General features: G+C 62.7%; 5 protein-coding genes. All 5 read right to left on the minus strand.

Going from position 1 to position 14,540, the window contains the following annotated elements; all coding sequences use genetic code 11:
- Positions 1-240: 240 nt before the first annotated feature.
- Positions 241-9,033: a beta strand repeat-containing protein gene (locus J3U87_RS04160; protein WP_237381771.1), complete on the minus strand. Its 8,793-nt coding sequence runs from the start codon at positions 9,031-9,033 to the stop codon at positions 241-243.
- Between the two features lie 656 nt (positions 9,034-9,689).
- A complete protein-coding gene (locus J3U87_RS04165; RefSeq protein WP_237381772.1) occupies positions 9,690-10,970 on the minus strand; it encodes a thioredoxin family protein in 1,281 nt (426 codons plus the stop codon).
- An 872-nt stretch (positions 10,971-11,842) separates the two neighbouring features.
- A complete protein-coding gene (locus J3U87_RS04170) occupies positions 11,843-12,340 on the minus strand; it encodes a hypothetical protein (RefSeq protein ID WP_237381773.1) in 498 nt (165 codons plus the stop codon).
- A 449-nt stretch (positions 12,341-12,789) separates the two neighbouring features.
- Positions 12,790-13,989 (minus strand): MupA/Atu3671 family FMN-dependent luciferase-like monooxygenase, encoded by a 1,200-nt coding sequence (locus tag J3U87_RS04175; RefSeq protein WP_237381774.1) that lies wholly within the window; start codon positions 13,987-13,989, stop codon positions 12,790-12,792.
- A gap of 85 nt (positions 13,990-14,074) precedes the next feature.
- The gene (locus tag J3U87_RS04180; RefSeq protein WP_237381775.1) at positions 14,075-14,497 is read right to left on the minus strand and encodes an MAPEG family protein; all 423 of its coding nucleotides are present in this window, start codon (positions 14,495-14,497) and stop codon (positions 14,075-14,077) included.
- Positions 14,498-14,540: the final 43 nt, after the last annotated feature.

Raw genomic sequence — 14,540 nt, forward strand, 5'->3', positions numbered from 1 at the left:
CGCTCTTTGGGTTAATTGTTTGTTGCTATTTGGGTTGCTTCGATGCGTCGGCCCAGCGGGCCAACCTACCGCCGCGACGCCTCTCTCGCGATGCGGGAACAGCCGAGAAATTCGCTTCGATAGAGGGTTACCGCCGCGACGCCTCTCTCGCGATGCGGTAACTTTGGAGGAAATCGCTTCGAAGGGGGAACCCCGAGATCAGCTTGGGCCCCCCCCGAAGCGACGCGAGACGTTTCGTGGCTACCGCGAACTCCGTAACATTCGCTTCTGCTCGGCGGCTAGAGGGGCGGGGCGCGGCGCCGTGCAGGCGCCACCGCCTTGCACCGTGCCGCCACCGGCCAGGCTCACCGTGGGCACGCCCGAATTACGGCCCTGGAGGTAGGCCTCGATCAGCGCCGCGTTATCGGCCGCACCGCCGTAGCTTTCGAGATCGATGGACGGCGTTCCTCCGGTGTTGAGGAGGATGTCCGCCACCGCGCCCGCGCCGCCCGTGAAGGTGTTCTCCACACCGGTGCCGCCGATGTCGGCGCACAGGGTGGTGCTGCCGGCGGCGTCGATCACCAGGGCGAAGAGCCCCGCCGTCGAAGTGGTCGCCGTGTTTTGGGTCAACGTCGCGTTGAGGGAACCCGTGCCGAGCGGCGACTGGATCTCGATGCCGGTGGATCCACCGAACTCGCGCACCTCGTTGTTGTCCACCAAGGTGCTCAAGACGCCGTCGCCCTCGAATGTGACCACGATGCCCGTATTACCTGCGGAATTGGCGGTGCCCAGGGTTCCGATCCTGTTGTTCTGGATCGTGGCGCCGCACGAGGCCGCGCCCGTGGTCGAGACCATGTCGAACGTGATCCCGTTCGTGTTGACATTCCCCTTTTGGATGTCGTTCCCCGAAAGGGTCGCATTGACGTTGCCGGAGAAGGTGCTGTTCAAATCCACCAGGATGCCCGCCCCGATGTTGGTGGCCGTGCCCGTCATGGTGTTGTTGTCGATGGTTAGATCGGGCACCGTCGAGGATCCCTCGACCCGGATCTGCACGTGATTCCCGTCGTGGTTCGCGAAGGTACTGTTCGAGATGTCCAGGGAATTCAGGGTTACGCCCGTCGAGGCGGTCACCTGGACACCGATCGAATCACCGGCGCCCGTGATGTTGCGCAGTACCGAGTCGTCGACCCTGAATCCGGTGACATTGTTGCCGGTGTTCTGGGTGACTTCCAGGTTCGTGTTGAAATTGCCGTCGGCCAGGGTGTTGGTCACCGTCAGATGGCCGCCGCTGTCGAGAATGTTGATTCCATTTTCCGGAGAGGCATTGCCGTTGCCCACCAAATTGGTGCGCGTCAGGGTCAGGTTGGTCACCCGGGTCGCATCGACGCCGTGGTCCGCGGAGGTGTCGACGCGCAGGTAGTTCAGCGACACGTTGCTCACATCGGTCAGCGCGATGCCGTCGCCGGTGGCGTTGGCGATGGTCCCGCCGGAATCGTTGTTGGCGGTCGTGCCCGGGCCGACGGCGCCGTCGCCCGTGACCACGAAGCCACCCGCGCCGGCGTTGTTCAGGATGATGCCGGAAACCGAACCGCTCGTGGAGATGTCGCGGAAGGTGACGCCGAAGGTGCCGGTCAGGAGTCCGTTGGCATCGACCATGGGCCCGCCCCCGACCGTGCCGATGGTCGTGTCGGCGATGTTCACCGCGGTACCGGTGCCGCCGGTGGTGTCGATGGAGTTGGTCGTGCCGGTGACGATGACGGTGCCGCCGTTGGTGGCGACGAAGGCGGTGGCCGCGGTGGTGGTATCCAGGTCCAAACCACCGCTGAAGGTGATGGTCGCGCCGTTGGTGTTCTGGTCGTTGTTGTCGAGCAGGATGCCTTCGCTGTCGGCGTCGATCGCGCCCGAGAAGGTGATGGCGTTGCCGCCGGCAGCGGTGGAGCCGCAGTTGGTCACGGCGACCGGCGATCCGGTCAGGCTGGTGATGTTGGTGCCGATGGCGACATCGGCACTGGTTCCGTCGATGGCCACGCCGGCGACGGTGGTATTGGCCAGGGAACCACCCAGGATGGAAATTCCGTTGGTCATCGTCTGGGTGACCCCGCCGAGCAGGATCGCGGTCGCCGTGCCGTTGACGTTGACCGTATCCAGGGCGAAGCCGGCATCGCCGATGGTCACCCCGGTCAGGTCGAGGGCGCGGCCGGTGGTCGTATCCACGCTGCCGCCGTTGGTGATCGTGATGGTGCCGCCGTCGGCGTCGATGCCGGTTCCCGTGGTGGTATCGATATCGAGTCCGCCGCTGAAGTTGAGCGCGGCGGTCGTGCCGGAACCCAAATTGATCGCGTTACCCGTTGCGGTGTTGAACACCGTGCTGCCGGTGAACGAAATCGTGCCGCTGGAGGCCGGTCGGATGCGCATGCCGCGGTCGTCGTTGCCCGATACCGACACCATGCCTTCGATCGTGTAGGTGCCGTCCGCGTTGTCGAAATCGAAGCCGGTACCTTCGGTCGCCTGGAAGCTCGATCCGGCCTCCAAGGTGACGTTGGAGGTATCACCTTGGTCGACCAACAGGAGTTCGTCGCCCAGACTGGCCTGGGTGACCGTGCCCGTGTAGGTCAGCGTGACGCTCGAGCCGATCACCCCGATCGTCTCGCCCTCCACGTTCTCGATGGTGCCGCCGTTGACGTCGATGGTCCCGCTGGTCCCGCCGTCGATACCCAAGCCCACGGAGCTGGGCGAACCGGGATTGAGGTCCAATTGCGCGAAGGAAACGGTATGGCCGGGGCTGATGATGGGACCGCCGAAAATGACACCACCCACGGCGGCCGTGTCGATGTCGAGCGTGGCGAAGCTGATCGTCCCCAGATTGTCGAACAGGAACAAGCCGACGAAACCGGCGTTATCCACGTCGACGGTGCTTGCGAAGGTCACGGTTCCGGTGGGGGTGATGGTGTTGTGCCCGTTCATCTCGAGTGCCACGTCGAAGGCGTCGGTGACCGTCACCGCACCGCTGAACAGGACCGTGGTGTCGAACGAACTCTGCAGATCGATGCCGTCGTCGTCGGGCAAGGAGACCAGGACCGTGTCGCTGAAGGTCACGGTGCCGGTGACTCTGGTGAGGTCGATGCCGTCGTCCCCCGCCTGGGTGACGCTGACCGGACCGCCGAAGCCGATGTTGGACGAGGTATCGAGAAGCGCGATGCCGTCGCCGCCCATGTTGGTGACCGTGGTGGTGCCCGTCACTTGAAAATCACCGCCGCTCACGGTGTCCAGAATGATGCCGTTGGAGCAATCGGCACTGGTGATCGAGGCGAAGGTCACGCCCGCGGGGCCGATGGTCGTGTCGCATATGTCCAGGCCGAACGAGCCCGTCGCGTCGATCGTGTTGGTGCCGGTCACCTCCAAGGTACTGTTCGCAATCGAAACCAGACCACCGCCGACGTCGGTGTCCAGGGTGACCCCGCTGAATTGGTGGGTTCCGGTATTGCCGCCCAAGACCACGCAGTCGAACATGTCGGTCACGGTCAGGTTCGTGACCGTGAGATTGGCCGTGCCCAACTCGTAGAAGAAGCCGATCCCCGAAGAAGCGGGAGGGCCGGTGATCGTGAGATCGGTGATCGTCAGGGTTCCGGTCTGGCCCGAAATCGCAATGCCGTCGCTGATGACATTTTGGGGGTTGATGTCGACGTTGGTGATCGAGGAGGTGCCGCCGGCCTTGCGCAGCACCGGGCCTTTATGCCACACGCGTGGTGCCCGTTCCTCGTTCGGTGCTTTCTCGAGGTGCTCGTCCTCGCCGCGCGACACGCGCTGCCAGGTACCGGACCTGGCCAATGTACGATCGATCGATGGCCCTTCGAACGTACCCCGGCCAAGATCCGCGATCCAGTCCTCGCGTTTCATGGGTTCCTCGATCTCACCGGCCGCGATGCCCGCCGAGGCTTGCGGTTGCAGCTCGAGCCCGGCGACGGTGTTGTCGTCGTCGAGCACGACCACGTCGCCGGTGGTGTTGGTGAGCACCGGTTTGGTCATGGAGGCGGCCACGATGTCGATGGGCGTACCGGGACCCATGCCGTCCACGTCCACGGCGAGTCCGGCCGCTTCACCCAACAGCTCCTGCCCGCTTTGCAGCGGGACGCCCTGGTCCTGGTTGGTCGTGGTGCCGTCGCCGACCAAGACGAAGATCGTCTCGTTGGTGGTCGCCGCGGTCACCGCCTCGGCCAGCTCGTCGAAGGGATCGGCCTGGGATCCGTCGTCGGTGCCCGAGACGTTGGTGTTGTTCACCAGCCACACGACCTTCTCGTAGGTGAAGGTGATGGTGGCCGTGTCCATGCCCATGAGGTCGTCTTCGATCTCGTAGGTGTAGCTGTCCGTGGCACCGATGACCGGCGGTACCGCCGCGCCCGGCCCGGGCGTGGTGTAGCTGAAGCTGCCGTCGGCCGCGATGGTGATCGATCCGCCCATGTCGGTGGCGAAGGTGCCGGTGGTGGCCGTGATGGTGCCGTCGTCGGTGTCGTTGGCGAGCAGGCCGATCGAAGCCGGGACCGAGACCGTGGTGTGGCCGAAGACGTTGTAGCTGTCATCGGTGGCCATGGGATCGGGGCTCACGTCGATCGAGACGGTCGCGACGTTGGAGGTGCCGCCGCGGGTGTCCATCACGGTGTAGGTGAAACTGGTGGATCCCGTGAAGACCCCCGGATCGTAGGTCACGGTGCCGTCCACGTTCACCATCGTCGTGCCCTGGCCGCCGGGGACGTCGGTGACGATCGCCACCGTCGTCGGGTCGATGCTGTCGTCGGCGTCGGTGTCGCCGGTGAGCACGCTGATGATTTCCATCGTGCCCTCGGAGATCGCGACCATGTCGTCGTCGGCCATGGGCGGATCGTTGATGTCCACGAACACGGTGGCGCTGTTGGAAGTGGCACCGCTATCGTCGTCGATCGTGTAGGTGAAGGTGTCGGCGCCGATCTCGCTCATGGTGGCGGTGTAGCGCACCAGGCCGCCGCCGATCGCGGAAGTGGTGCCCCGCGTGCCGTTGGTCGGGGCTACCGTGGCCAGGTCGATGGTGCCGTCGCCCTGGGGATCGGTGTCGTTGGCCGCCACGTCGATGTCCAGGAACGAATCGCGCTGCACTACGAAGGGACTGCCGACCGTGCCGTCGTCGTTGGCGGTGGGCGGATCGTTGATGGTCAGGCTCACCGTGGCGGCGCTGGAATCGACCGTGCCGTCATTGGCCGTGTAGGTGAACGAATCGGTCGTGGTCATGCCGCCGTCGTGGGTGTACGTAACCTCGGCGGTGGTCGCGGTGAGCTGGTTGATGGAGCCCAGGGACCCGTTGACGGGACCCGAGTCGATGGCGAAAGTCAGGTTTTCCACGTCGATGTCGCTGCCGCTCAGGGTGATCGTGACCGATCCGCCCTGGCCGGTCGATTCCGCGGCCGCGTTGGCGACCGGCGCGTCGTTGGCGCCGTCGATCGTGACGTTGACCGTCGCCGTGTCCGTATCGCCGTCGATGTCCTCGGCCACGTAGTCGAAACTGTCCGTGGTGTCTTCCCCGTCGTCCAGGGCCTGGAAGGCCGAAACGCCGGTGGGATCGAAATCGAAGGTGCCGTTGCCGTTGTTCGCAATGGGCGCGCCCGCGGCCGAGAACGCATCCACCGATTGCACGGCAAGGCCGCCGTCCGGTGCACTGTCGTTGGCCAACACGTCGCCGGTGGTGGCGATCGCGTCCTCGCCGGCGGTCAGCGTATCGTCCGTGGCCGTGACCGGGTCGTCGACGTTGGCGATGATCACGTTGACCGTCGCCGTGTCCGTCAGGGCACCGTCCGAAATCGTGTAGTCGAAGGTTTCGTCGCCCGTGAAGCCGGCCATCGGCGTGTAGTCGATGCGCGTGCCGCCGCCGGCGATGACCGCGGTGCCGCCGTTGTTGGTGGCTCCCACGTCGGTGATCGTGAGGGTCTCACCCGTGTCCGGCGCGAAGCTGTCGTTGGCCAACACGTCCAGGTTGTTGTCTGCCGTATTCTCGTCCACGGTGAAGCCGTCCATGGTCGCGGTGGGCGGGTCGTTGAGATTGTTGACCTGCAACGAGACCGTCGCCATGGCCATGCCGCCGTTGCCGTCGGAGATGGTGTAGGTGAAGGTTTCCGTGCCGAAGAAATCGGGCGACGGCGTGTAGGTCAGCGTGGTGCCGCCGCCGGAGATCACCACCGATCCGCTGTTGTCCGGCACGCCGGTGGCCGTGATCGTCAGTGTCTCGCCCGTATCCGGTGAGATGCTGTCGTTGACGAGCGGCGCCAGCAGGTTGTCGACCGAATCCTCGTCCACGGTGAACATGTCGTCGATCGCCATGGGGTTGTCGTTCAGGTTGTTGACCGTGACCGTCAGCGTCGCATCGTCGTTGCCGCCGTTGCCGTCGTCGATGGTGTAGGTGAAGACCTGAACGCCGAAGAAGTCCGGATCGGGCGTGTAGGTGAGGGTGGTGCCGCCGCCCGTGATCAGGATCGAACCGCCGCGTTTCGGCACGGCCTGAACGTCCGTGATCGTGAGCGTTTCTCCGGTGTCCGGCGCGATTTCGTCGTTGGCCAAGACCGAGAAGACGTTGTCGATCGAGTCTTCGTCGACGGTTTCCGCATCGTCGTTGGCGGTTGGATCGTCGTTGACGTTGTCGACGGTGGCCGTGACGGTGGCCGTATCGGTGCCGCCGTTGCCGTCGGAGATGGTGTAGGTGAAGGTTTCGGTGCCGAAGAAATCTGCGAGGGGCGTGTAGGTCAGGCTGGTCGCGCCACCGGCGATGACCACGGCGCCACCCTGATCGGGTGTGCCGACCGCCGTGATGGTCAAGGTCTCGCCGCTATCCGGGGCGTCCGAGTCGTTGGTGAGGACGGCCAGGCTGTTGTCGGTCGAGTCTTCGTCCACCGTCAGGGCGTCGTCGGCCGCGGTGGGATCGTCGTTGGTTGCGCTCACGGCGATGGTAGAGGTCGCCGTGTTGGAAGTCAGGGTTCCGTCATCCAGCACCACCGTCACGGTGCGGCCGGTTTCGTCGGGGTCCTGATCGGCATTGTCGTAGGTCAGGGTGCGCAACACGGTTTCGTAGTCGGCCGCGCTGTCGGCTCCGGTCAGGGAAAGCACCCCGGTGCCGGGATCGTAGTTGGCGGCGATCGCGGTAGCGCCGGTACTCACGGCCAGGACCTCGTCCGCACCGTCGGGGCGATTGGTGAGCGTGGCGGTCGCGCTTTGGAGATCGACGACCGACGTTTGCATGATGGTCAGGGTGCCCACGATCGCGATCGGACCGCCGTCTTCGGTGAAGCTGGCGCTGAAATCGGTGCCGGGCGTGACCGAATCCAGATCCAGTTCGGGACCTTCGAGCACGTCGGTGACCGAGATCGTGAATTGCTGGCTGACCGTCGCCCGTCTGGCCTGGTCGTCCGATTGGACCAGAATCGAGAGACTGTTCCGGGTCTCGAAGTCGAAGGCTTCCGCGGTGCGCAACTGATCGCCGTCGATGGTGAACGAGGCGTTGTCGTCATCGCCCGCGCCGCCGATCAGCGAATAGACGAAGGTTTGGCCCGGGTCCTGATCGGTGGTGGTCAAGGTTCCGACGACGGTGCCGGCCGGCTCGTTCTCGGCCACGGTGGTCGCGCTGAGCTGGATGGCCGTGGGTGGATCGTTCACGTCGAGAATCCGAATCGTGAAGGCCTGTTCGAAGGTGGCACCGCCGCTGTCGGTCGTCCGCACCCGCACGCTTCGCGTCGGGGTTGCCTCGAAATCGAACGCCTGGGCCGTTTCCAACCGATCGCCGTCGATTTGGAACGCGGCGTTGTCGTCATCGCCCGTGCCCGCGACCAGGCTGTAGCTGAAGGTATCGTTCGTGTCGGGGTCGGTGGTCGAGAGGTTGCCCACCAGGGTGGCGGCCGGTTGGTTCTCGGTGACGGCGTCGTTGTCGAGCGCGATAGCGGTGGGTGGATCGTTTTCCGGCCCCACCGTCACGGTGACCGTGGCGATGGCCATGGCACCGGCGGGATCCTGAATGGTGTAGGTAAAGGTGTCGACGCCCTTGTTGTTGGGATCCGGCGTATAGGTGACGGTTTGATTGCCTTCACCCCGTAGCGCGGAACCATCGATGACCACGGTGCCCCCGGTGGGCTGGGTGACCGCCACGATCTCGATGGTGTCGTTGTCGGGATCGCTGTCGTTGGCCAGCACATCGATGGCCACGGCCGTGTCCTCTGGCGTTTGTGCGACGTCGTCCACGGCCAGCGGCGCGTCGTTTTCCAGGTCGGTCACGTCGATGCGGAAGAACAACTGGTTGCCGGAGGGGCACACGAAGACGCCAAGAATGTCGGTCGCGTCGGTGGAGCCCGGGTCACCCGCGGGATCGGTGATCAGGGGATCGATCTGATCCCAATCGTCGACCTGGCCGTCCAGGGTGAAGAGTCGATCGGTGAGGGCCAGGAAGAGGAGGCCGGCCAGAAAAAGCAAGCCGATGGGGCCGACCCGATCCAAATGTTTGCGCCGGCGGATGACGAGGATTCCGACGAGCATCAGTCCCAGCGCGAAGGCGAACAGACCCCAGGGGCCCAACAGGGGAATCGGTGCCGCGAACACGAATAGGGCCGAGGCGGTGTCGTCGCTGCCGTTCGCATCGGAAGCCCCGGCAGAGATGCGGATGGCTTGAGTGATGCCCAGCGGGCCGAGCGGCATGGTCGCCTCGATGACGTCGCTCGATTGGAGGCCGTTGTCGATGCCCACTTCCCAGCCGGAGCCCTGGCCATTGGGGTTGCCGAACACCCCGCCCGCGCACGTCCGGTAGGCGGTCGAGGTGACCACCGGCGGGCTGAAATTGGAATCCACTTCGATTTCGAGCACCACGTCGACGCCGGGTTGTAGGACGCCGGTACCCGGGTCGAAATCGCAGCCGGTGTTCGGGTCGTCGTCGCGGTCGATCCCGATGCGAAACAGTTCCTGACCGGCGCGTTTCTGGGTTTGGGCCTGAAGCGGGGTGAACCACCCGACCAGGTAGAGCGAGGCCAGGAGGAGGGACACGAAGCGGCACGACATGAGAAGCTCCAAATGAAAACGGAGGTGGGGGAGGAAGTGTGGTGCGCGAAATAAATTGGAAAAGATAAAAAGTGAAAGTGAACGAATCCTAGCACACCGATGACGCTGTGGGTGTCGCGAAACTTGGAGGTTGAATTTGGCTGCGGTTGTCGTGCTGTCGAGATATTTGGGGAAACCACAGCCTCGAAACCGCTTAGGCGTCAAACCGGCCTTCCGGAAAAAAGTGCCCTGAAATGGGCTCCCACATCGAGGTCGGATGCTGCGCTTCAAAAGCCTCGAGTGGGGACCTCGAGTAAACGGGTGTTCGAGAGCGGGAAGAATCTTCGGAAACCCGTGGGCGGGGGATGACAAAAGCAAAAAGTCGCTGCTCAGGTCGACCACCTGAGCAGCGAATTCCAAGGAGTCACCTCCTAGTGGCGCATCTTTGGCCAAAAAAGTCTGTCCACGGATCACACCGATTGACACGAAAAATACCATCCTCGGATCCCATCCCGATGTTTGGAATGACCGGCGGTCATAGGGGTACCGTTCCCTCGAAAGGCTTTGACTCGCGTCCATTCGTGTGACCCGTGGACAAAATTGCCCTGTCGCAAGAAACCAATCACGCGTTTCTTCGGGGGTGAACATCCGCAGTCACCGCTGCTTGGCCGGGAACATCATTTTTCGGGCTGATATTTGGCTCGAGTGGCTGTGGCTGCATGCTCCTGGCAGGGAACGGCACCCAACTCGGTGATTTGCAGACAGGCACCGCCGGCACGTCGTTCCGCCAACCATCGGTTGATGAACGGCGAGGGCGTGTGCAACTCGGCGATCGTACCGGGGGGCAGATCCTGGCGCACGATACCGCTGTCGCTGCCGCGCGTCACGACGGTGATCCGTTTTTTGCCAACGAAGCCGCGCGAACGGCGAAGGTCCTGTCCTCGCTTTCGCGTGATTTCCCAAAACGTGGGTTTGCCTTCCTCGTTGCATTTCAAGCGCAGATCGATGGTTGTTTCGCCGCTCTCGATACCCGCGTTGATGCGGTAGCCGCCCTTTGCGGTGCGGTAAAGCCGCCAGTATTCGTAGCGGTGGGCGGTGCCTTGCGGATCCTGGTGTTCCTGGTGGCCCTGACTGATCAGTGTGTCGTTCTCCCCTTTGATTTCGGGGGCCGTGAAGGTGCCGCGCAACATCTCGGGAAGATCCTTCTCGATCGCTTCACTGGGGGCATGTTCCACGAGACGAGCGATCTCTTTCCCTTCACGATGGACCATGATGGTCGGGACATTGGTGATTCTCTGGCCGCCGATGACCTCCCAGGGCTGTTTGAAGCCGTTGGCGACCCCGGTGAGTCGCACCTTGATCCGGGGATGGTTCCATTTGGCCAAGGTCTTCAATAAGCGCGGCACCTCGCGGCGGCTATCGCCGCACCAGGTGCCGTACACCACGTGGATTTCCAGGGGCTCGTTCAAGGACAGGCCACCCAGGTGTTGCATGGCGTCGGCGTCGGGTTGGTAGGCGTCGTACAGATCCCGCCAGGAGGAGACATGTCGCCAAAGCCGTTCTTCGTCATGCTCGCCCTCGATCCCATCGTGCCGTGCCATCAATAGCGTTCGTTGACCCTGTCGCCACAACAAGTGGCGCCCGTCTATCACTTTCGCCGGTTGGCTTTCGGCAGGCATGTCCAGCGGCTCGCTTTGAAGGCTGATGCGATGCGGCATTTCTTCGAAGGGCCGGTCCTCGAGGCGTGCTGCCCGGTACACCGAGTCTTCGGCCTGAATCATATAGGTGGTCCGATCATCGAGGACCAGCAAATAGCCGTTGAATGGCTTGTTCGCATATACCCGCGCTTGCGGCTGTGCCTCGCCGTTGACATACACATCGAAAGTGCGCTGCTTCCACGTCCAACGGTCTGCTTCACTATCGCCAAAGAACACAAACATCATCGACAACCACCACATCTCATCCTCCCGTATCGGCGTATCCGGTGGGCATCCGGGTCGTTCGGAATACCCGATAAGTGCTTTTGAAATACAACCTTAGGGGGAACGGGCAGATGAGTTGTTACCGAAACGTCAATCAGTTTGACGATTCGGTGGCAATTTTGTCAGGGTTTTGTGGTGGTTCGTTCGGAGGGGTGTTCTTCGTAGATGCAGGGGGATGATGCGTTAGTATTTTTTTTACCACTGAGTCGTTGCTCAGGCCGGGGGCCGGATTGCCGGACCACCGGGTTTCAGGTGGGTAACTAATCGAAGCGAATCGTTTGGGAGTTCCCGCATTTGTGAGAGGGGCGTCGTTGCAGTAAGTTGGCCCGCCGGGCCGACATTTTTCGACGAACTCCCCGCACATCCGCCTTTTTAGGTTTTTATCTTTATCTTCGAGCTTTACAGGGTTTGTTACATAAGAGCCCCGGACCAGCGGGCAAACCCGCTCGATTTCGAGAATGAAACAAGGCGAAGTGAGCTAGCATGGTGGTCCCGGCTGCCTGAGAGGGTTGTCATGCCAGGTAGGTGCGACCGCTGGTCGCACATTCCAAAGCTCCTACTTCTATTGGTGCTTCGCTCTTTGGCGTCTCGCATCTGCGGAGTGTGGATCGCTTCGAAGTGTCGGCCGGGCCGGCCAACCTACTGCCGCGCCGATCCTCAAAGCATGCGGGAACTCTGATCATGGATCGCTTCGACAAGTTCATCCGGCGGATGAACCTACCTGGCACGACGAATCTCTCGGCATTCGGGGACTCCAAGCAAGTTTGTTACATATTAGAGTTCACAGAGTGTACTGAGATAGGCACCAATCGCTTGAGAGGTTGATGGGTGTGTTCAAGCGTATACGCTTATTCTCCGTCGCTGCCCAGTGGTGCCGGTCGATACACCGGTTGGCGCACCTGGAAAAAGGCCAGGTTCTCCGCGATGTGGCAGGCGTTACAGGCGGTGGTCAATGCCTGGAATCCTGCTTCGAAGGATTCTCCGTCTTTGGCGTCGACGGCCCGAGTTACCGGCGGTAACCCGTTTGCAAAAAATACCTCATAGGATTCTGCGCGTTTGGGGCGTCTTACGATCGCCAGGTCCATGCTCTTCTTGATTTTTTGGAGCTGGTAGGCGGCCAGATCCCAATTTTCCTCCCTACCTGCCCAATAGAGTTCGCCATAGCGATAGCCAATCTCCCACATGGCCACATCGTTGCCGCGCAACTGGCGCGCCACCTCGTGCATCTGTTCGCCGGGGCTTCCGGCGAGCCAGCCATCCTTGCCCACCTGTTCCGGGGCAGGCGCACTGCAATGAATCAAAACTGATACTGAAAAAATAAGCGTGACGGCTCTTTTTGCAATCATCAACGACCTCTTGGAAACGAACTCGATCGGACGTCGAAAGGGCTGATGATTCTAGCATGACCCCAGCCCGAACGGTGTGTTTCCAGGGCACTTGGGCCAAGTTCGGGTCGAGAGGACAATGTGGTCCGCGAATTAAAGCAATTCCCCGAAATGGTCGCCGCAGTTCCGCCGGTCATCCAGTAAACCTGGCATACGGGAACCGAGGATGGTTTTCAATTCGTGTCAATCTGCGTGATTCGTGGACAGAAATTTTTAGCCAAGGATGAGCCAGTAAGCGGTAGTTTCTTGGAAGATCGCAGGTGAAACGGCGAAAACCAGGGGTGATTCGTGGTTGACTCGGTGATCTCTGTGAACTCTATGGTTTTAAATAGCTTATGCAGTGATAACACAGCGCCTGTGGAGAAATTCCCTCTCAGAAACCACCTGCACAATTCCTTTTCCTCCGACCCTCAAACGGAAGAGCCCACCCGATCCGAACCGACCTCGACCCCGCCGCGAATCGCCGCCAGGCGTTCCAGGCCGGTGAGCACCGTCTCCGGCGCCAATCCGAAATCGATCAGGCAGGCGGCCTCGTCGGCGCCCGCTTTGGAGAGCTTCGCCAGCACGCGGGCGCACTTGTCGGCCGTACCCAGCAGCGAGAAATGGTCGAAGTAGCGCGCAAAGGCGAATTCCAGCACCGAGTCCAGGTCCTCCGTCTCGGCGGAGCCTTGGGGTGAGGCAGCCATCGACCCGAGCTGGGCCACGAACTGGCTGAGATAAGACTTCATCGGATCGCGCACCATCTCGCGCGTTTCGGCCTCGTTCTCGCCCACGAAGGTGTGCACCATGACCGTGACCACGCCGGTCGTAGGATCGAATCCGTTTTGGGCGCGCTCCTGGCGGTAGCGGTGAATCGATTCGGTCAACTGCTCGAAGGTGATCCCGATGAGCGACGTCAGGATGTTGGCACCCATGGCCGCCGCGCGCCGCCAAGTGCGCTCGCTGCTGGCCGTGACCCACACCGGGAGCTCCGGCTGGATCGGACGCGGCAGGGTTCGGACGGGGACCTCCCGCCCGCCCACTCCCGGGATCGGCACCGTCTCGCCTCGCCACAAAGCGCGCACCTGCTCGATGCCGCGGAACATCAGCTCGCGACGGTCCGCGTAATTTTCAGGGCGGATCACGTAGTCGCGGTCGTGCCAACCGGTGGCGAAGGACAGCCCCACCCGGCCACCGCTCAGGTTGTCCACGAGGGCCCACTCCTCGGCCACGCGAACCGGTCCGTGCAGCGGTAGGACGGTGCTGCCCGCGCGCAGACCCAGGTGCCGTGTTTCGCGGGCCAACGCCGCGTTCAGCACGCTCGGGTTGGGATACAGCCCCCCGAAATCCTCGAAATGCCGTTCGGGTGTCCAAATGGCCTTGAACCTCAATCGATCCGCCAGCCGGGCGGCCTCGATCAGGAAATCGTAGGCCCGGGCCGCCTCCGCGCGGGCATCCGCCGAAAAGAAGAACACACTCAGGTCCGGCAGTTCCGCCGCAGCGGGCGTGTCGGGCGCCTTCGTCGGCGCCGGACCGGGGTCGTGGGCCCGGTCCTTTTGGGCCAGGCGGCGCTCCAAAAGGCGCCGTTTCTCCGGCGAGAGTTGGGAAAGTCGCGACTGCAGATCGGCCATGGCGTACCTCGAAATCAAGTAAGTCGTCACAGGGCAGGTCGGGTCGCGCGTTCGGGAGGGCGGCGCGGTTTGGCGGGGCGAACCCTCAGCCGAGGAACAGGACGGCGAATCGCCAGCTCCACCACAGGCAGATCGCGATTTGGGTGAAGAACAGAATGAAACGAACCGTGACGGCCAGCTCACTGGTGGAGATCAGGTGAATCGAGGATTGCGTCAGGCGTGCGGCCAGCAGCGGCAGCGCCAGGCCGTCGGTGATCCGCGTGGCGTCGGTGGCGAGCGCCACCATGAGCAGGCCGCCGATGAACGGAAAGCTCTCGTAGCAGTTGGCGTGGGCGCGACACAGGCGGCCGGAAAAGGGAGACACGTCCAAACCATTGGGATTGAAATCGTTGGCCGCCTTCTTGCCGGTCAGGGTGCAGGTCGCGCGAATGAGGACCAACATGGTGACCAACAGCAGCAGCCAAGCGATGTAGCCGATCAGGGCCAAGCCCGTGGGGTTCATAGTCATATCCTGATTCGTTTAGGTTCTCGTGGGTGTTCAGGGCCTTTCT

Source organism: Sulfidibacter corallicola, from assembly GCF_017498545.1.
Classification (GTDB): Bacteria; Acidobacteriota; Holophagae; order Acanthopleuribacterales; family Acanthopleuribacteraceae; genus Sulfidibacter; species Sulfidibacter corallicola.

Excerpts from the sequence above, each read along its gene's own strand:
- J3U87_RS04180 (WP_237381775.1), bottom strand. The coding sequence starts at position 14,497 with ATGACTATGAACCCCACGGGCTTGGCCCTGATCGGCTACATCGCTTGG.
- J3U87_RS04175 (WP_237381774.1), bottom strand. The coding sequence starts at position 13,989 with ATGGCCGATCTGCAGTCGCGACTTTCCCAACTCTCGCCGGAGAAACGG.
- J3U87_RS04165 (WP_237381772.1), bottom strand. The coding sequence starts at position 10,970 with ATGTGGTGGTTGTCGATGATGTTTGTGTTCTTTGGCGATAGTGAAGCA.
- J3U87_RS04160 (WP_237381771.1), bottom strand. The coding sequence starts at position 9,033 with ATGTCGTGCCGCTTCGTGTCCCTCCTCCTGGCCTCGCTCTACCTGGTC.
- J3U87_RS04170 (WP_237381773.1), bottom strand. The coding sequence starts at position 12,340 with ATGATTGCAAAAAGAGCCGTCACGCTTATTTTTTCAGTATCAGTTTTG.